The following is an 18,544-nucleotide window of genomic DNA, read 5'->3' on the forward strand; positions in this document are numbered from 1 at the left end:
GATTAGTTCTTTTAATTAAGAGTTAATCTCTATAACCTTTAACCGTTTATTTCGTCGTAAGTAACTTTGAATAATATGTTGTGTATCTCTATTGTTATTCATAGGTGTAATAATGGATTCCAGAACGTCTATATTATTTATTTGATAATTTAAATTGAAAAACCCTAAACCTTTGAAAACCCCATTTTCAATGAGTATAGCACTTCGCTCGTCTATATCGCGACCATTATCAACAATGACCATATTTTTATTTTTGTAACTATTTTTTTCAATTAAAACAGAAACTCTTCGATTATAATGTTCTGGTAATTCTTCTTGAATGCAAGCACCTTCGCAAGTTTTTATATCATAATTAAAGCAGCTGGTTTTTGTTTTGTAAACTCCAGTTAGTTTCTGGCAAAGTGTATAATCTTCAATAGCTTTTTCTATAAAACTCTTCCCGCTTTGTCGGTTACTAAAGGTTGTTATAGGTTTTTTTCTATGGTCTGCTATATCTATTTTTAGGTTGATATAATCATTCTCGTCTACAAAGCTATAAAGTGCATGTGTAAAACTTGTTCTTCTTAAAGCGCGGTTCAGAATTGGTTTATTTCGTTTTATTTCTTCACTCTCTTTAAGCAAAGCAACGAGTTCGCTGCCTGTCGCTTCAAAAGTTACCGCTGTAACTAAGGCTTGAATTTTTTTCGATTTTGGATTTGTTCCAGTAAAGTGCTGATTAATTCGTTTTTTTATGTTTTTGCTTTTACCTATATAAATAATCTCGCCATCTTCTTGATGAATATAGTAAACTCCTGTAATCGAGGGTAATCCTTCAATTATATCAATATGCCTAGGTTCTAATTGATATTTAGGATTCAGTCTTATTGATTTTTGAATTATAGTTTTCGATGTGTCTTTATCTATAAGTAGTTTAAAGAGTTTAACCGTAGCTAGGGCATCACCAGAGGCACGATGCCTATCTGTAACTGGAATACCGACGGCGCGGACTAATTTGCCTAAACTATACGATTTTTGGCCTGGAATTAAATCTTTTGAAAGCTCTACAGTACATAACGTTTTGCGCTCATAATCGAAGCCCAATCTTTTAAACTCTGTACATAAAATTCTATAGTCAAATTGAGCGTTATGAGCCACTAATATGCAGTTCTCTGTAATTTCAACGATACGCTTAGCGAGCTCATAGAATTTAGGTGCATTTCGCAACATGCTGCTATTAATACCAGTTAAGTTAACTACAAAGGGTTGTATTTCTCTTTCAGGGTTTATTAAACTAATAAATTGATCGACTACTTTATGGCCATCATATTTATATATCGCGATTTCCGTTATACCTTCTTCATTATACTTACCACCTGTGGTTTCTATGTCTACTATTGCGTACAAATATTTTTAATTTCTTTTTCGAATTCTATTTAGTTTTAATTACGTAATCCAAAAATACTGCTTCCTATTCTTACCATATTACTTCCACAATTAATGGCCTGTTTATAATCACCGCTCATCCCCATGCTAACAATATGTAAATCACAATTTTCTTGATTCAATGATTTTAAATTTTCGAAGGTACTTTTCAAAAGTTTGAATTCATTATTTACTTGGGCTTGATTATCAGTAAATGTAGCCATTCCCATTAAACCAGTAATTTTTATGTTTTTTAAATCTAAAAACTCTTCAGAATTTATAATATCAAATGCCATTTTAGGCGACATACCAAATTTTGAATCTTCTGATGCAATTTTTATTTGAAGTAAACATTCTATAACTCTATCATGTTTTTTTGCTTGTTTATCAATTTCTTTAAGTAGTTTAAAATTGTCTACACCATGAATTAAACTTACAAAAGAAGCCATGTATTTAACTTTATTCCGTTGAACATGACCTATCATATGCCATTGAATATCTTTGGGCATAGTTTCATGCTTGTCAACCATTTCTTGAATTTTATTCTCTCCAAAAATGCGTTGCCCCGCGTTGTAAGCTTCCATTAAATCATTTAATGGTTTTGTTTTAGATACTGCAACTAATATAACGTCTTGTGGTAATTCAGCTTTTAATTTAAGAAGATTTTGCTTTATAGACATAGATTAGAAATGATATAATAAGTTAGGCTATCTACTTATTTCAAGAATTGTTGCGCCACTTTTTCGGCTTTTCTACTTTCAGAATAGTCATAAAAGCCTTCGCCAGATTTCACGCCTAATTTCCCTGCTCTTACCATATTTACTAATAATGGGCAAGGTGCATATTTTGGATTTTTGAAACCATCATACATGACGTTTAAAATAGATAAACACACATCGAGGCCAATGAAATCAGCTAATTGCAATGGTCCCATTGGGTGTGCCATACCCAACTTCATTACAGTGTCAATTTCTAGTACACCAGCAACCCCGTTATATAAAGTTTCTACAGATTCATTTAGCATGGGCATTAAAATGCGATTGGCAACAAAACCTGGGTAATCATTAACCTCTACAGGGTCTTTGCCTAAAGTTTTTGATAACTCCATAATAGTTTTTGTAACCACATCACTTGTATTATAACCACGAATGATTTCAACTAACTTCATTATCGGGACAGGATTCATAAAATGCATCCCAATAACACGTTCCGGTTTTGAGGTTGCCGCAGCTATTTGAGTAATTGATATAGAGGAAGTATTTGTTGCTAAAATGGCAGAACTTGAACAAAATTCATCTAACTCTTTAAAAATTTTTAGTTTTAAATCGAGATTTTCTGTAGCTGCCTCGACAACCAAAGTGGCGTAATCAATCCCTTCTTTAATACTAGTAAAGGGAGTAATGTTATTAAGAGTATCTTGTTTTTGTTGTTCAGTTATTTTTTCTTTGGCAACCATTCTATCTAAATTAGAAGCAATGGTTTGAATACCTTTTTTTAAGTTGTCTCTATTAACATCAATCAAGTGCACTTTAAATCCATTTTGAGCAAAACTATGAGCAATGCCATTACCCATAGTGCCAGCACCTATTACTGCAACGTTTTTCATTTAGAAATTATTTATTATTTGAGTAGCAACGCGAAGTGCTTCAGTCCCATCATGTAATGTAACTGTGGGTGTGGTATTATTGTTTATAGCATCAGCAAATGTTTCTAATTCGTCTAATATAGAATTGTTATCTGGAATTGGAGGGTTGTCGAAATATATCTGCTTTTTGACACCTTCAGCGTTTTGAAGAATCATATCAAAATCGCCAGGATTTTCAGGAGCATCTTTCATTTTAACAACTTCACATTTTTTGGTAAGAAAATCTACTGAGATGTAAGCATCTTTTTGAAAAAATCGAGCTTTTCTCATTTTTTTTAATGAAATTCTACTTGCTGTTAAATTAGCGACACATCCATTTTCAAACTCTAGCCTTGCATTAGCAATATCTGGAGTATCACTAATAACGGCTACACCACTTGCAGAAACATGTTTCACTTTAGACTTCACAATACTTAAAATGATATCGATATCATGAATCATTAAATCTAAAACAACAGGAACATCCGTACCGCGAGGATTAAACTCTGCAAGGCGATGTGTCTCAATAAACATAGGCGAATTTATATCATCCTTAACAGCAATAAATGCTGGATTAAAACGCTCAACATGCCCGACTTGACCACGTAAGTTATGCTCTGCTAAAAGCTCTCTAATATGTTCGGCTTCTTCTACAGTATTTGTGATGGGTTTTTCAATAAAAATATGTTTGCCCTTAGCTATGGCTTGCTTTGCACAGTCGTAATGCGAGAGAGTTGGTGTAACAATATCAACCATATCGACAGCATCAATTAATGCTTCAATAGAATCGAAAAACTTATATCCAAATTCTGCTTCTACCTTATTTCCATTCGTTTTATCGGCATCATAGAAACCAACTAATTCGTATTTTTCCGATTGATTAAGTAATCTTAAATGAATTTTTCCAAGGTGGCCAGCACCAAGTACACCAGCTTTTAGCATAATTTTAAGTTTTCAACAAAAATAAGATATTTAAAGGACGATTTTATCTATTTCTTGCTAATTTTTGGCCCTAAATTCATAAAAATAAATTGAAGATAATTAGTTTTAAAATTAAAATCTTTATCTAATTTTAGCATTCAAAATACTGTTAAAAATTGAATGATACTTTTAAACATCAAGGGCTAAGAAAAAAACTCGTTAAAGTTATAAAAAACAAGGGAATAACCGATGAAGCGGTATTAAACGCTATTGGAAAAATTCCGCGTCATTTGTTTATGGACTCTGGGTTTTTAGATCATGCATATCAAGACAAAGCTTTTCCTATTGCAGCAAATCAAACAATTTCTCAGCCTTATACTGTTGCTTTTCAAACTGAATTACTTAATATTAAGCAAGGAAGTAAAATTCTCGAAATTGGTACAGGAAGTGGTTATCAAACTGCTGTGTTATGTGAGTTGGGAGCCAAAGTTTATAGCATTGAACGACAGAATGAACTGTTTAAAAAAACGAGTAAATTTTTACCGAAGTTGGGTTACAGAGCAAAGAAACTTATTTTTGGTGATGGCTATATTGGTCTAAAAGAAGAAGCGCCTTACGATGGTATTATAGTAACTGCAGGAGCGCCATTTGTTCCTAAACCCTTATTAAGTCAGTTGAAAATAGGTGGTAGGTTGGTCATTCCAGTTGGAGATGATGTACAAGTTATGACTATGTTTACTAGAAAAGGTCATAAAGAATTTGAAAAAGAAGAATTTGGCGAGTTCCGATTTGTACCTCTGTTAGAGGATAAAAATTAACTACCTAATCTGGTAAATAAGCTTTTGGGATAGGATTGTTCTCTGTTTCTTGAGCCCAGTAAATGTTTATAACCCACCAACGTTTACCGTCATTTAATAGTTGAATGCTATTAATACCTCGCATGAAGGGTTTAGTATCCTTTTCACTGTAATAAGACTCATAAGTACTAAATACTTGGGCAATTGGGCCAAAAGTATTCACACGTCTACTAATTTCTTTTTCAAAAAAACCGTTTTCTTCTAACCATGTTCCAGAATTGTTAATATAATCTTCCGGAGACATGTAACGCACTTGATAAAGATTGGCTTTATTTTTTCCAGATGGAATTAATTTAGCATCTGGTTTAAAGAGGTATTTAAATTGTTTCCAATTTCTCTTTTCTCCTTTTTCACCTGAAATTACAGCATATAAGTTCTTTAAAGTGCTATTTAAAGTATTTACAGCGGAGGAATCTATTGTAAACTCAAATACGTCGTCTTTGGTCTTATCCTGTCCGTTTAAATTTAAAATAAATAAAAGAGACGTTAGAAGTGTTAAAAGTATTTTCATTATATTAATTTTTGGATGGAAAAATAAAAATTTAAAGAATGATTAGGCGTTAACAGTCTCTTAATTTATTTAAAATTTTTCTTAATTCTATCGAGGTTTCGCTTATTATCCCGATCTTTAATGGACTCACGTTTATCGTATAATTTTTTCCCTTTTGCTAAAGCGATATCTAGTTTAGCATAACCCTTTTCATTTATAAATAAACGTAAGGGTATAATGGTTAGACCTGTATTTTGAACCTCTTTATTAAGCTTTTTTAACTCTCTCTTATTTAAGAGTAATTTGCGCTCAGCTTTTGGTTTATGATTGTAATATGTACCATATATATATTCCTCTATAGTCATGTTGATAACGAAAAGTTCTCCATTTTCATTAAATTCACAAAAACTTTCGGTAATAGATGCTCGACTGTTTCTAATAGATTTTATCTCGGTTCCTGTTAAAACAATACCAGCAGTATATTTATCCAATATTTCATATTGAAAACGCGCCTTTTTGTTTAGTATGTTAATGCTTTTTTGCATGGAGCACAAAACTACATAAATTTAGTGCTTAATCAAGAATATTTCTTTTAACATAATGGAATGTTAACCTATAGTTAGGTGTAAATAATTCTTTTTAAATTTAGTAAAACTTAAAATGCGTGAATCGTACTCAATTTATTAAAACAGTAGGGGTTTCATCTATATTTATTCCTGTTATACCATTGTTTTCTTTTTCAAAACAGCAAGAAGAACCACAATTAGAGAAAACTTTGGTTGAAAAATTTATTCAGGTTTCACATGGGCAATTTGATATTGTTAAACAACTTCTTGAAGAGCACCCTACACTTCTTAATGCTGCACATGATTGGAGACGTGGCGATTTCGAAACAGGATTAGGTGCAGCCTCTCATGTTGGAAATAAAGAAATAGCCATGTATCTATTAGATAAAGGAGCACAAGCAAATATATTTACTGCAGCTTTGTTTGGTAAATTGGATATTATTAAAGCAATGTTTGATTTCTCACCAAAATTAATTCATGCAAAAGGTCCTCATGGATTTACACTTTTACACCATGCAGAAAAAGGAGGCGATGAGGCATTAGCAGTTAAGGACTATTTAATTTCATTGGGATTAAAAGAAACTAGAATTCCATTATATTAAGCTTGTAATTTTCATTGTCTTCCCGTAAAACATTTGTATTTTTGGGTTCGATTTTTTAATTCAAATTTTTTATATGAACTCATATGATGTAGCCGTTATCGGTTCTGGTCCTGGAGGATATGTTGCTGCAATTCGCTGCGCTCAATTAGGTATGAAAACTGCCATAATAGAAAAATATGCCACATTAGGAGGCACATGTTTAAATGTAGGTTGTATCCCTAGTAAAGCGTTATTAGATTCTTCACATCATTATGAAGATGCTGTAAAGCATTTTGAAGAACATGGGATTGAAATACCTGGAGATGTAAAAGTAAATTTGGAAAAAATGATTGCTCGTAAGCAAGCCGTTGTTGACCAGACTACAGGTGGAATTGATTTTTTAATGAAGAAAAATAATATCGATGTTTACCAAGGGTTAGGAAATTTTAAAGACGCAACACATATTATAATTTCGGGAGAAAAGACTCTTGAAATTGAAGCCAAAAACACCATAATTGCTACAGGTAGTAAACCATCAAGCTTACCTTTTATAAATATTGATAAAGAGCGCATAATTACTTCAACCGAGGCTTTAAAACTTAAGGAAATACCAAAGCACATGATTGTTATAGGTGGTGGTGTAATTGGTTTAGAATTAGGACAAGTGTATCGGCGTTTAGGCTCAGAAGTTACAGTTATTGAATATATGGATAGAATCATCCCAACTATGGACGCAGGTTTGTCTAAAGAACTGAACAAAGTTTTTAAGAAAGCAAAATTTAAAATTAATGCATCGCACCAAGTTAAATCTGTCGAGCGAGTAGGAGATGAAGTTGTTGTAAAAGCAGATAATAAAAAAGGAGAAGAAATAGAATTTAAAGGAGACTATTGTTTAGTTTCTGTTGGTAGGCGCCCATATACAGATGGTTTAAATGCTAATGCGGCTGGTGTTAAACTTGACGATCGTGGTAGAGTAGAGGTAAATGAACATTTACAAACATCGGCTTCTAATATTTATGCTATTGGTGATGTTGTTAAAGGAGCGATGCTAGCGCATAAAGCTGAAGAAGAAGGTGTTTTTGTAGCAGAAACCATTGCAGGGCAAAAACCACATATAGATTATAATTTAATACCAGGTGTTGTTTATACGTGGCCAGAAGTTGCTGCTGTCGGTAAAACAGAAGAAGAATTAAAAGGGGAAGGTATAGAATATAAGTCTGGTCAGTTCCCAATGAGAGCTTTAGGTAGAAGTAGAGCGAGCATGGATTTAGATGGGTTTGTTAAAATTCTTGCCGATAAAAATACCGATGAAATATTAGGTGTCCATATGATTGGAGCCAGAGCTGCAGATATGATAGCTGAAGCTGTTGTAGCCATGGAATATAGGGCATCTGCTGAGGATATTTCTAGAATGTCTCATGCTCATCCTACATTTACAGAGGCTATTAAAGAGGCAGCATTAGCAGCTACTGAAAATAGACCTTTGCATATTTAAGGTTAAATGAAGTAAAAAAAAGCAGCCCATTGGCTGCTTTTTTTTATGAAAAATTTCAAGTTGTTAATATTATGTTAAAAGATTTTTGTAAATTTAAAGAGCTAACTAATAACCAACTTATATGAAATCTCTTATTTTTATAGCATTTACTATGCTTAGTAGTATTTGCTTCTCGCAAACTATTGATATTCCAGACAGAAATTTTGAACGTGCGCTTATACAAGAAGGCATTGATACGGACAAAACTTTAAACGGACAAGTTCTGGTTCAGGACGTACAATCTGTATCATTTTTAGATTTGTACAATAAAAAAATTAAATGTCTAAAGGGTATCGAAGCTTTCACTTCGTTAACCTATCTGGACTGCCGGAATAATTATATTTCAGACTTAGATTTAACCAAGAATATCTCTTTGCATACCCTTTATGCCGATGTAAACGATGTTTCGAAGAATAACCTAGAAATTAATTCTGCCAATTGGTTTGGGAATTAATTTAACGTTATTTAATTGCCTAATTCTTTGGTTTTTATTAATTTAGAGAACTCCTTTTTATTTAATAGCGCCTTCCCCTAATCGAATTGCCTTTTGCAATTTGAACGCATGTGCTGTTGCCTGTAAATGTTATGTTTAATTCGTTAAACCCTCACATTTATGAAAACGCAATTACTTTTTTGGGCCCTGTTTCTATTTGTTATTAATTTAACTTACCCACAATGCCCATCAGCAGGATATACTTGCATTATAGATTCAAATTTTGAAGGTGCTTTAATTACTCAGGGTATTGATACTGAAGGAACTCTTGATGGAAGGATTTTGACTTCTGATATTAGCACTCGTACTTTTCTTGATGTCAATAGAAACGGAATTACAGACTTAACAGGAATTGAAGATTTTATAGCTCTTGAACAATTAAATTGTGATTGGAATAATTTAGTTAGTCTTAATTTATCAAATAATTCCGCTTTAAGAGTATTACTGTGTAATAATAACCAGATAGAAAATACTTTAGATTTATCTGCAAATAACGCATTAGAAAATGTCGTTTGTAATAATAATAAGTTAACAGACCTAGTTTTACCTAGTTCACCGATCAATCTTACCCAAGTATTTTGCCAGTTCAATGACCTTACCACATTGGATGTTACAGGAGCTGTTAATCTTGATAGATTAAACTTCACTCAAAACACTATACCAACAATAAATTTGGCTAATAATACTAAGTTGACCAGACTATTTTGCTCTATAGCAGGTCTTGAAAGTTTGAATCTTACCACCAATGTTCTTCTAGAAAGAGTTGATTGTGATAGAAACTTATTGACAAGCTTGCTATTACCTAATACTGCGACATTAAATAGACTTTATTGTTATGGAAATAATTTAACCGAAATTGATGCCGGAGAACTAATGGGGCTTGAAATTTTTAATTGCAATTCTAACTTTAACCTAACGACTTTAACTTTACCAAGTACGACAACATTAAGAGAGCTATATGCATGTTGCGCTAGTCTTTCTAATTTAGACTTTTCGGGAAATACAAGTTTACAATACTTAGATTTAGGAATTAATGATTTTGCGTCATTAGATGTTAGCATGTTAAATGGATTAATATGGTTTTGGTGTAATCAAAATGATTTAACATATCTTAATATCAACAACAACAGTAACGATATATTAGGGACTTTTAGAGCACAAGATAATTTACTTACATGCATACAGGTTGATGATGTTGTACAAGCTAATCAAGCCACAATAGATGGTGATTGGGTTATAGATGGAGGTGTAAATTATTCAACAAGTTGCCCACCATTAAGTACCCTAGAATTCAACAAAGAAATGATTTCAATATACCCCAACCCAACAAATAACATCATGCACCTTAAATTAACAACCGGTGCTAACTATTCTCTCATTAATCCTTTAGGAAAAGTAGTTAGCAAAGGCGAATTAATAGCGGGTGAAAACCAAATAAATGTAACTAATTTAACCAATGGTATATACTTTTTAAAAGTTAAATCTGTTTTGGGTGATTTAACCAAAAAAGTATTGAAAAAATGATGTTTGGTTATATTTGGGGAAGCGAACCGAAAGGTTCGCTTTTTTTTATGCATTAGGGCCTTGTTTTTCAATTCATTTGCTCGAATGAATTTCAAAAAATCAGAAAATCTTTACTAAATTCGTTAGCTTGATAATTTTAATGTGACTTTTAGAATAGTTAGGTGTCTTAATAACAATCAACAAATTAAATAGCGTAAGCTACACTTGAATACCCTAGACAATATTAATAGCCAAACAGATGAAAATCTGGTAGAAGCAATCGTAAAAAACAACGATACGTTGCTTTTTGAGATATTGTATGACAGGTATTCAACAGTTGTTTACAATAAATGTTATGGATTTGCGAGGGATGAAGACGAAGCCAAAGATTTAACACAAGATGTATTTTTAAAACTCTTTATAAAATTAGCGAGTTTTAAAGGGAAGTCGAAATTTTCGACATGGCTATATGCATTTACATATAACCATTGCGTAAATTATGTAACCAGGAATACAGCAAAAAAAATTGAAAAACAATCGGTAGATTATAAGGATATAGAAAATATATCTGATAATGAAATAGAAGACAAGAGTTTTCTAAAAATGAAGGTAGATAAGCTTAAAAAAGCTATGGAACTAATTTCACCAGACGAGAAAATGATTTTGCTATTAAAGTACCAAGATTATTTAACTATAAAAGAAATTGAATCGGTATTAGGAATAGGAGAGAGTGCAGTAAAAATGCGCATTAAAAGAGCCAAAGATAAACTAACGTCAGTATATGCTGAGAACCAATAACCATGGAAAATCCGTTTAAACAAATAGATAGACCGCTAAAGGAAGTTCCACCAGAGCTTAAGTCTAAAGTAATGAGCGACATTGCTATGGCTAAGCTTATTATGGAGTTGGCAGCCCTGTTTTCATATAATATTGGCGATATTATTGAGACTGTAATAAATAACAGAAAAAAAAATTAATACATAAAACCCTAACTAAAAAAAGTAATCATGGAAAAAGCAACAAAATGGAAAGATATGGCCATGGAGTCTCTAACCGCAATATGGAAAGAGATAGCTGAAGTATTTCCTAATATAATTGGTACCATTCTATTATTAATTTTTGGATGGCTATTAACGAAGTTAATTGTTAAAGTTGTAAAAAAAGGTTTAAAACTTGCTCATGCCAATAAATTAGATGACACTTTAAACGACATTGAGATTGTTGAAGGAAAAAAACTGAATTTTGATACTATTAAAATCGTTTCGAAATTTGTAAAGTGGGTCATGTACATCATGCTTATTATCATGGCTTTAGACATCATGAATCTAACCATGATATCTGAAAAAATAAGTGATCTGTTAAGTTACTTGCCACAATTATTTACAGCGCTTATCATATTTACTATTGGACTTATTTTAGCGAACCTTATAAAAAAGGGTATAAAATCATTTTTCGAGTCTATGGAATTGTCTGGAGCCAAGTTAATAAGTCAAGTGGTCTTTTTTATCATATTAACCTTTGTTTCTATAACTGCATTAAATCAGGCTGGAGTTGATACAGAGATTGTTACAAGTAATATAACCATGATTTTGGCGGCCTTTTTGCTAGCCTTTGCATTTGCATTTGGTTTTGGAGCACAAAGCGCAGTAAGTAATCTATTAAAAACATTTTATGCGAGAAAGATATATGAAGTTGGACAGGTCATAGAATTCAATAATATAAAGGGTGAAGTTGAAGCTATTAATAGTATTTCGGTAACCCTAAAAACAGAAAAAGGAAAACTAGTAGTACCTATTAAAGACATTGTTGAGAGTCAAATTAAGATTCAGGAGTAATTTTAAGTTAGGGTTAAAATTTGGTTGGTTACTAATCCTGAACCTATAACTCTCTTCATATCCCTTACCATTAGTTTGGTAAGGGATTTTTCAGCTTTATTTTATACTGTTTTTGTTTTTATAGCCTTTATATCCATTGTTCCTCAATTAAGATAAACCTTCTTTAGCTATTAATAGTCAATATTATATATCATTTTCACTGCCTTAATTATGAAGACACAAAAGCATCAGTTTTCTTATTAAAATTGAATTTTAAAATTATCATTTTATTAAAATAGCTGCAATATTTTAAACAACTCATTCTTAAATATTACTAAAATTTTTGAAGTGATAATTTATTAAATATAACCTTTCTAAACCTTTTCAACCATTTCATTAAAATGTATCTTTAGGTATACACTTTTAATTAATTTGCATGCGAATAGGTATTATTATTGGAAGAATAGGTGGTGTTGACGGTGTGGCACTTGAAACAGAGAAATGGATAGAAATATTAAAAAAACTTGGTCATGAAGTCTTTATTATGTCGGGAGAATTTGAGTCTTGGAATATGGATTATGAGTATCATTATCTTTTTCCAGCTTTATCTTTTTTTTCGGTAGAAGCCGAATGGGGACAGCGTAAAGCGTTTTACGAACCCGATAAAAATCCAGAGCCTTTACTAGAGCATGTTGAAGATGCCTCTAACATGATTTATAAAGCGATGCTTCAATGGGTAGTAGATAAAAAAATCGATGCCATACTTTCTGAAAACGCTTCCGCACTGCCGTGCCATTTATCTATGGGAGTTGCTATTAAGAAACTCATTATAGATACTGGATTACCAATTGTAACCCATGATCACGATTTTCATTGGGAACGCGGTCAGCGTTATGTTTCAGCACATCCAGAAATCAATCAATATGTTGATGATAATTTCCCTTTATTAATTCCTCATGTTAAGCATGCGGTTATTAACACATTCGGAGTAGAAACCTTTAAAAATAGATTTAATATTGATGCGACTTTAGTACCTAATGTAATGGATTTTAATCGTGTTTATGGGGTGCCAACTCCAGAGAATCAATTCTTTTTAAAAGATATTGGTATTACAAATGATGAAATTGCATTATTACAAGTCACTCGTATTGTCAGGAGAAAGGGTATTGAAACAGCCATCTCACTAATTGATAAGTTGGATGATAAAAAATTAAAGCTTGTTATTACAGGCAATAATAACGATGATGAAAATAAAGAATATTACAATGAATTAATCGATCAAATTCATGATTTAAATTTGGCTAATCAAGTCATATTCGCAGCACACAAAGTACTAGATCATAAAGATTTATCTGACGTTTATGCACACGGAAGAGCCTGCACTTACTTTAGCACTTATGAAGGTTTTGGAAATGCTTTTGTAGAATGTATACTTGCCAAAAAGCCCATATTCGTAAATAATTATAAACCTGTTTATATGCAGGATATTGGTAATAAAGGTTTTGAAACTGTGATGACTGAAGACGGGAATTTAACCAATGAAAAAGTGCAGCAAATGTCTGATATAATTTATAATCCAAAACGATGTCTAGAAATTGGTGAATATAATTTTAACCTTGGTAAAAAATATTTTTCATACGATGTGCTTGAAGAAAAATTAAATAGCCTATTTACGTTTTAAGAAGCTAAAAATGACTAAAAAAAAGACAACGAAAATTACAAATATTTTAAATGAACTTAAGAATGAAAAAATAAATACCTGGTTTGATTTAGGGTTATTTATAGACAGATTTAAAGAACGAGATTCACAATCAGCCTTTACAGGAGATGCACCATTATTTGATGCACACATAGAAAAAGGCGGTATCGCATTTTTAACCTTTTACTTCACCATAGATGGTATTACTGTTGAAACCGAGAAATACGCTAAAACCTTTAAAAAGATTTACCCTAATATTCCCATTCATTTTGTAGCTGGAGATATTAAACAAGAGGCCGATGAATTGATTCCAAAAGACGCCTTTAAAAAAGTATTTCCAGAAATGGAAGCTTTTGATGCATGGCCATTATATGATGATTTCTTTAGAATAAAAATGGAACGTGGTAGTGAGGCATATAATAATCTTATAGGTAAGTTTTGGCAAGAGGTTTTAGTCTTGGTAGAAAAGTTGGGTTCTTATATTGAAGAGCATGATATTTCACTGTTGTATCTAATTAATGTATGTTCAAATCCAGGTAATGTATCTTTAGCCTTTGCAACCGTTTTAATTTCAGAATATTTAGGTATTCCAGTTATTAATAATAATCATGATTTTTATTGGGAAGGTGGCAATAGAGAAGTAGAGATTAAAACCAAAGGTCTAAAAAAAGGCCCGAGAGATTTCTTTTTTCACAATGCTCATGTTGGCGAGTTTTTCTCAGTAATTGAAATGATATATCCTTGGGAAAGTCGCTCATGGATGAACGTAAATATCAATAAAATTCAGCAAAACCATCTTATAGATGTCAATGGGCATAATCCAGCTAATGTGGCATTATTAGGTACAGCGGTAGATACCAAAATGCACCAAATGAGTAAACGCGATGTTATAAAAGCATTTATGCAAGTGTCTACAATTTTTGCTAATAAAAAAGAGACCATAACGGTGCATACCGTGGCACATCATACAGATAGTGAACGCTCATTAAAACCAATTTTATTGGGCCATAAAACCATTCGTGAATTCGATTTTGTAAACAATAACATTGTTTTTTTACAGCCCACACGAGTCATTAGTAGAAAATCAATTGAGCTTAATTTTAAATTGATTAAACGCTTATTTTCGTATGATTCATTTGCGGAAAAATTTATTACGAATCCGCAATTAAAATTGTCTTTAATTGTTTCAGGTCCTATACCACATGGGCAACAAAATTATTATCACGATTTAAAAAAAGATTTTAAAAATTTCCTTAAAGAGCTTCCAAAAGAATTCAAATCAAGAGTGCTTCTTGGGTTTTTGTTTAGTGAGTTTGATAAGAATGAATTCAAGAAAAAATATAAAAAGCCATTAGATATAGAACAGCTTTATGATGTAGCGTCTTTAATTTTATTGCCAAGTCAAACAGAAGGTAGAGGCTTACCAATAATTGAAGCAGCAGCCTGCGGCACACCTATATTTTGCAGACAATATGAGCCTAGAGAAGTTTACGATGAGGTTATTGGACGCCATTTAGATGAGTCGTTACGTCTTAATGTTTTTGAATTTAAAGGCTCAAAAGTACCTAAAAGATTAGCTGAAAAAATATGTGATCACGTGTTCTATCCTCAAAACAGAATGGTTGACGTTACGCATAATAGAAGTGTCATTAATAAACGCTATAGTTTAGAAGCTTTGCAAAAAAACATGGCTTATATTATCGGGCGACTGCATTTACAGCTAAACGCTATTTCTAATACAGTTAATACGCAGGTGGTTAATTTATTAGAAGCATACAAAGCCATGATCAATTTTGAGAATGACGACCTTCATGCTATTCTTAATAAAAAAACCAGACACTATTTACCAGGTTATGGTAGGCTGTCGTTTATGACCTATTTAAAGTCGTTGATTGACCCCAGTTTTTTTAGGGTAGAGGAGCAGCTAATAAAAGGAAAAGTGATGAGTTATGCTAGAATGATGGAAAATGATATTCCAGATTTGGTAAATACCGATTTACAACTCATTCATAAATATTACAACTCCATTGATGATATTTTTAAGTATGTTGATGGAGAATTTGAAATAAGACATGACCATGCCTTAGCATACAGACACAGAAATAAAAAGAAGTATGCCTACCAAGATTTTACCTATCAAGAGGTAACAGGTCTGGTAAATATGATTTACAGTGATGTTTTTAAGCCAGAACATTTACCAGACTTAACTTTAGCACCACAATTTTTTGCCGATTGGGAATTGGCCTTATTTCAATTGACTAATAGTCGGTTTTTAGGCATAGACGACCGTAAGATTTTAACAGAAAAGTTAAAAAATAATGTTCCTAAAGGCTATTTCCCTGGTCGTTATATTAAGCATGAATTAGAGTATTTTGTATTGCAACCTATTCGCGCACAACTTAAGCTTAAAATTGAAGAAGAGCTAACCGCTGAAGTTCTTAAAGCAAAGGGCGAAGCATTAGAAAAGGTCTATATTTTTATTCATGAACCAAGAATAACCAAATGGTTTTCAAATGCGAATATTAAGGAGTATTTAGAAAGTGATAAAGAACCTGAACTAGGACTACTATTTAAAATGGGCGTTGTTGAAATTATAGAAACTAAACAGTGGTCTGAAGGGGTGCATTTTCCGCAAATGGGAGCTAAGGCTATTAAGGTTTTACGAGATATTAAAGATGCTAACGGTTTTATTATTACCAATGGTGAATATGCAGCAATGATGACCGATATTATAGAAATTGATCATTTTCATATTGGTAAGGTACAACATACATTGACTGCTAAAATTATGGGAATTCCTAAGGATAGCGGTTTTATACAATTTGTGCCAGCGGCGGTAAGAACTACTTTAGCATTTCCTACACCCATACAAACAGCTAAAGATTTTGATACTATTTTAAAAGGCGATTTATATAAAACACTTAAAAGTAAGCTTGGAGAAAAGGTCTTGTTGCAATTAATATCTAAAGATGCCATTGAAAACGGAACCCCTATTGCGAAACTATTAGAACAAATAAACGCCAGTTTAAACGATATTAAAACGGTTGAAAAAGTAAAATCATCATTTGCAGGTGGTGTTTATGAAGATGGTTTACCGTGGAGCGGTGTATTAGCCGAAATTGATACTAAAAAGCATAACTGGAAGTTTGCAGCACATATTGCAAATAAAGAGCCAAAAAATGTGCCAGCACTCATCAAGGAATATCAAAAGAAAAACAAAAACAAAAACAAAATAGAATTAGCTTGGAATGGTGGTTATATATTAAACCCTGAATTGGTTGGAAAATTAGGTTTACCAGAAACCTATATTGGCTCACCTTTAGGCTTGTTAATCATGAATAGGGCTGTATTTTGTCCACCTCTTTTTAATAAACCAGCATTTATTATTTATAAGAATGGCGATGTTGATATACGGAAGGTAAATTGTAAAGCAGGTTTTATTATAACCGGCAAACGCGATATGGTATTTAAGCCAAGTCATTATAACACACACAGCAATACTGAACCCTGTTTTTACGATTTGACTTATACAGAAGATAATATTCAAGGTGATGGTAATGTTATTTTAAGATTGGCAGGCCATACGGTTAAGCAAATTATTAAAACAAAGGTCAATGAGGTGATACCTGTTATTCCAGTAGGGATTACGTTGTCTATACCAGCGGCGGTGTATGCTAATATAAAGATTGAAGAAGGTATGCCGCTAGATATTCAATTATTAGAACCAGAAACCAACCCCTACAATTGGGATGAGATCTCGTATGCAATTGAAGCAGGTCCAATGCTAATAGATGACGGGAAACAAATTTTAGATATGGAAGATGAAGGTTGGAAAACCTTGAATTCTATTAAAACACAAGCAGCCCGATTGGATTTTACAGATATGCGAGGTCCAAAAATAGCCGTAGGTATTACCAAATCAGGTAAATTAATGGTGCTTATGGTAAACGGACGTATTAGAGAATCTGTAGGGGCTACCCATTTTGATATGGTAGATATACTTTTGAAATATGGAATGGATAAAGCTATGGGCTTTGACCCAGGCGGAAGTAGCACTCTAGTAGTGGATGGGAACATTATGAATATTTCGCCTTACAATAAAAACTATGAGAAGGATATTTATTCCTTACCACCTGAACCACGGTTTGTAGCGAATGCAATTATGGGTTGGATTGAAGCTTGATTTTTTAAAATCGAGATTTTATTATCCTAAGTCTCTTAATGAAAATGAGGAGTAATAATCCAATAATGATTAGTGGTCATAAATGAACAATTAAAATAAATCATTCAAAACTTTAGCTAATCTTATACCAGCAATCTGTAATTGCCTTCTAACAGTTTCAAAATGAGTATAGGAATACCTGTATCTTAAATTTTCATTTGGTTCTGCCGATTTATAGGCAATTTTTGATAATTTATGTGTTTCATTCACCCAATCAAAGATACTGCCTTGTTGTATTGCCTTTACTTGTTTATTGTTCAGTACATCAGCGTTTTCTGCTAATTCGGTATAAGTCATACCATATTCCTCAATCATTTCTTTATCCCAAACGCGATGTAGGTTGGTATCTTTATAAAACCATTGCACTTTAAAATCGTTACCCCCTTTGTCTTCCTCTAAACCTATATGCATAGGTTGATGTAAATCTCCAACTAAATGAATTAAAAGTTTTAAGTAAAACGCCTTATCATCGTCTGATGCATTTTTATCTTGTATTACAGTTTTACAATATGCTATGCCAGTAACTAAATCACCATCAGGATTTTTTTTAGAATCCTCATAATTAGTTTCTAACGGCATGTTTATATAATGCCATGTATAGAACTTATTATATCTGCGATCAGATTTTATTTCATCAGCATACGTAGAAACGAGGGCCAATGATTTTCTGTTCAATAATCGTCTAACTTCTCTTTTGGCTTTGCCAGATAAGTAGTCATCTGCTATTTTTCCAACAACACGATGCCCTGTCGAACCCCAATAGGTATTGGCTGTGTTTCCATACATTGGAATAATAAATAATAGCGCTATTATAAAAATGTAAAGTGTTTTCATTATTT

Annotated in this window: 17 protein-coding genes; 10 read left to right on the plus strand and 7 right to left on the minus strand. The window is 32.4% G+C overall.

Features of this window, described 5'->3' with window-relative positions; all coding sequences use genetic code 11:
• Positions 1 to 15 precede the first annotated feature (15 nt).
• Genes FEF17_RS10925 through FEF17_RS10940 form a run of 4 tightly spaced genes read right to left on the minus strand, consistent with a single transcriptional unit; the run spans position 16 to position 3,967 of the window.
• Entirely contained in the window at positions 16 to 1,383 is a 1,368-nt protein-coding gene (locus FEF17_RS10925; protein WP_139002431.1) for an exonuclease domain-containing protein, read from the minus strand.
• 35 nt (positions 1,384 to 1,418) lie between these two features.
• Entirely contained in the window at positions 1,419 to 2,081 is a 663-nt protein-coding gene (locus FEF17_RS10930; RefSeq protein ID WP_139002432.1) for a YggS family pyridoxal phosphate-dependent enzyme, read from the minus strand.
• A 35-nt stretch (positions 2,082 to 2,116) separates the two neighbouring features.
• Positions 2,117 to 3,007 (minus strand): 3-hydroxyacyl-CoA dehydrogenase family protein, encoded by an 891-nt coding sequence (locus tag FEF17_RS10935; RefSeq protein WP_139002433.1) that lies wholly within the window; start codon positions 3,005 to 3,007, stop codon positions 2,117 to 2,119.
• Positions 3,008 to 3,967: a Gfo/Idh/MocA family protein gene (locus FEF17_RS10940; RefSeq protein ID WP_139002434.1), complete on the minus strand. Its 960-nt coding sequence runs from the start codon at positions 3,965 to 3,967 to the stop codon at positions 3,008 to 3,010.
• A gap of 155 nt (positions 3,968 to 4,122) precedes the next feature.
• On the opposite strand from FEF17_RS10940, the gene FEF17_RS10945 reads away from it, so the two are divergent.
• The gene (locus FEF17_RS10945; protein ID WP_139002435.1) at positions 4,123 to 4,764 is read left to right on the plus strand and encodes a protein-L-isoaspartate(D-aspartate) O-methyltransferase; all 642 of its coding nucleotides are present in this window, start codon (positions 4,123 to 4,125) and stop codon (positions 4,762 to 4,764) included.
• Between the two features lie 4 nt (positions 4,765 to 4,768).
• Here the strand turns inward: FEF17_RS10945 and FEF17_RS10950 are convergent, their stop codons facing one another.
• Entirely contained in the window at positions 4,769 to 5,314 is a 546-nt protein-coding gene (locus FEF17_RS10950; protein WP_139002436.1) for a hypothetical protein, read from the minus strand.
• A 65-nt stretch (positions 5,315 to 5,379) separates the two neighbouring features.
• Positions 5,380 to 5,838, minus strand: coding sequence for an SsrA-binding protein SmpB (smpB, locus tag FEF17_RS10955; RefSeq protein ID WP_139002437.1), 459 nt, complete (start codon positions 5,836 to 5,838; stop codon positions 5,380 to 5,382).
• 119 nt (positions 5,839 to 5,957) lie between these two features.
• Here smpB and FEF17_RS10960 point away from each other — a divergent pair, with 119 nt between their 5' ends.
• The 9 genes from FEF17_RS10960 (at position 5,958) to FEF17_RS10995 (ending at position 17,666) form a co-directional block, all read left to right on the plus strand.
• On the plus strand, positions 5,958 to 6,461 hold the full coding sequence (locus FEF17_RS10960; RefSeq protein WP_211342478.1) for an ankyrin repeat domain-containing protein: 504 nt from the start codon (positions 5,958 to 5,960) through the stop codon (positions 6,459 to 6,461).
• Positions 6,462 to 6,534: 73 nt separating this feature from the next.
• The gene (gene lpdA / locus FEF17_RS10965) at positions 6,535 to 7,935 is read left to right on the plus strand and encodes a dihydrolipoyl dehydrogenase (RefSeq protein ID WP_139002438.1); all 1,401 of its coding nucleotides are present in this window, start codon (positions 6,535 to 6,537) and stop codon (positions 7,933 to 7,935) included.
• Positions 7,936 to 8,056: 121 nt separating this feature from the next.
• Positions 8,057 to 8,428 carry a leucine-rich repeat domain-containing protein gene (locus FEF17_RS10970; protein WP_139002439.1) on the plus strand — a complete coding sequence of 124 codons (372 nt, stop codon included), beginning with the start codon at positions 8,057 to 8,059 and terminating at the stop codon, positions 8,426 to 8,428.
• A gap of 159 nt (positions 8,429 to 8,587) precedes the next feature.
• A complete protein-coding gene (locus FEF17_RS10975; RefSeq protein WP_139002440.1) occupies positions 8,588 to 9,991 on the plus strand; it encodes a T9SS type A sorting domain-containing protein in 1,404 nt (467 codons plus the stop codon).
• Between the two features lie 204 nt (positions 9,992 to 10,195).
• Positions 10,196 to 10,768, plus strand: coding sequence for an RNA polymerase sigma factor (locus tag FEF17_RS10980; RefSeq protein ID WP_139002441.1), 573 nt, complete (start codon positions 10,196 to 10,198; stop codon positions 10,766 to 10,768).
• A gap of 2 nt (positions 10,769 to 10,770) precedes the next feature.
• Complete coding sequence (locus FEF17_RS14310) at positions 10,771 to 10,947, plus strand: hypothetical protein (protein ID WP_170180998.1); 177 nt, start codon at positions 10,771 to 10,773, stop codon at positions 10,945 to 10,947.
• Between the two features lie 30 nt (positions 10,948 to 10,977).
• On the plus strand, positions 10,978 to 11,805 hold the full coding sequence (locus FEF17_RS10985) for a mechanosensitive ion channel family protein (RefSeq protein WP_139002442.1): 828 nt from the start codon (positions 10,978 to 10,980) through the stop codon (positions 11,803 to 11,805).
• Positions 11,806 to 12,220: 415 nt separating this feature from the next.
• Positions 12,221 to 13,465 (plus strand): glycosyltransferase, encoded by a 1,245-nt coding sequence (locus tag FEF17_RS10990; RefSeq protein ID WP_139002443.1) that lies wholly within the window; start codon positions 12,221 to 12,223, stop codon positions 13,463 to 13,465.
• Positions 13,466 to 13,475: 10 nt separating this feature from the next.
• The gene (locus FEF17_RS10995; protein ID WP_139002444.1) at positions 13,476 to 17,666 is read left to right on the plus strand and encodes a phosphodiester glycosidase family protein; all 4,191 of its coding nucleotides are present in this window, start codon (positions 13,476 to 13,478) and stop codon (positions 17,664 to 17,666) included.
• A 90-nt stretch (positions 17,667 to 17,756) separates the two neighbouring features.
• Here the strand turns inward: FEF17_RS10995 and FEF17_RS11000 are convergent, their stop codons facing one another.
• Positions 17,757 to 18,539 (minus strand): S1/P1 nuclease, encoded by a 783-nt coding sequence (locus tag FEF17_RS11000; RefSeq protein WP_139002445.1) that lies wholly within the window; start codon positions 18,537 to 18,539, stop codon positions 17,757 to 17,759.
• Positions 18,540 to 18,544: the final 5 nt, after the last annotated feature.

Source organism: Hyunsoonleella aestuarii, assembly GCF_006148925.1.
Taxonomy (GTDB): Bacteria; Bacteroidota; Bacteroidia; order Flavobacteriales; family Flavobacteriaceae; genus Algibacter_D; species Algibacter_D aestuarii.

Bases quoted from the DNA above. Each gene is read 5' to 3' on its own strand.
- FEF17_RS10975 (WP_139002440.1), top strand. From the start codon at position 8,588: ATGAAAACGCAATTACTTTTTTGGGCCCTGTTTCTATTTGTTATTAAT.
- FEF17_RS11000 (WP_139002445.1), bottom strand. From the start codon at position 18,539: ATGAAAACACTTTACATTTTTATAATAGCGCTATTATTTATTATTCCA.
- smpB (WP_139002437.1), bottom strand. From the start codon at position 5,838: ATGCAAAAAAGCATTAACATACTAAACAAAAAGGCGCGTTTTCAATAT.
- FEF17_RS10970 (WP_139002439.1), top strand. From the start codon at position 8,057: ATGAAATCTCTTATTTTTATAGCATTTACTATGCTTAGTAGTATTTGC.
- FEF17_RS10940 (WP_139002434.1), bottom strand. From the start codon at position 3,967: ATGCTAAAAGCTGGTGTACTTGGTGCTGGCCACCTTGGAAAAATTCAT.
- FEF17_RS10930 (WP_139002432.1), bottom strand. From the start codon at position 2,081: ATGTCTATAAAGCAAAATCTTCTTAAATTAAAAGCTGAATTACCACAA.
- lpdA (WP_139002438.1), top strand. From the start codon at position 6,535: ATGAACTCATATGATGTAGCCGTTATCGGTTCTGGTCCTGGAGGATAT.
- FEF17_RS10990 (WP_139002443.1), top strand. From the start codon at position 12,221: ATGCGAATAGGTATTATTATTGGAAGAATAGGTGGTGTTGACGGTGTG.
- FEF17_RS10950 (WP_139002436.1), bottom strand. From the start codon at position 5,314: ATGAAAATACTTTTAACACTTCTAACGTCTCTTTTATTTATTTTAAAT.
- FEF17_RS14310 (WP_170180998.1), top strand. From the start codon at position 10,771: ATGGAAAATCCGTTTAAACAAATAGATAGACCGCTAAAGGAAGTTCCA.
- FEF17_RS10985 (WP_139002442.1), top strand. From the start codon at position 10,978: ATGGAAAAAGCAACAAAATGGAAAGATATGGCCATGGAGTCTCTAACC.
- FEF17_RS10935 (WP_139002433.1), bottom strand. From the start codon at position 3,007: ATGAAAAACGTTGCAGTAATAGGTGCTGGCACTATGGGTAATGGCATT.
- FEF17_RS10995 (WP_139002444.1), top strand. From the start codon at position 13,476: ATGACTAAAAAAAAGACAACGAAAATTACAAATATTTTAAATGAACTT.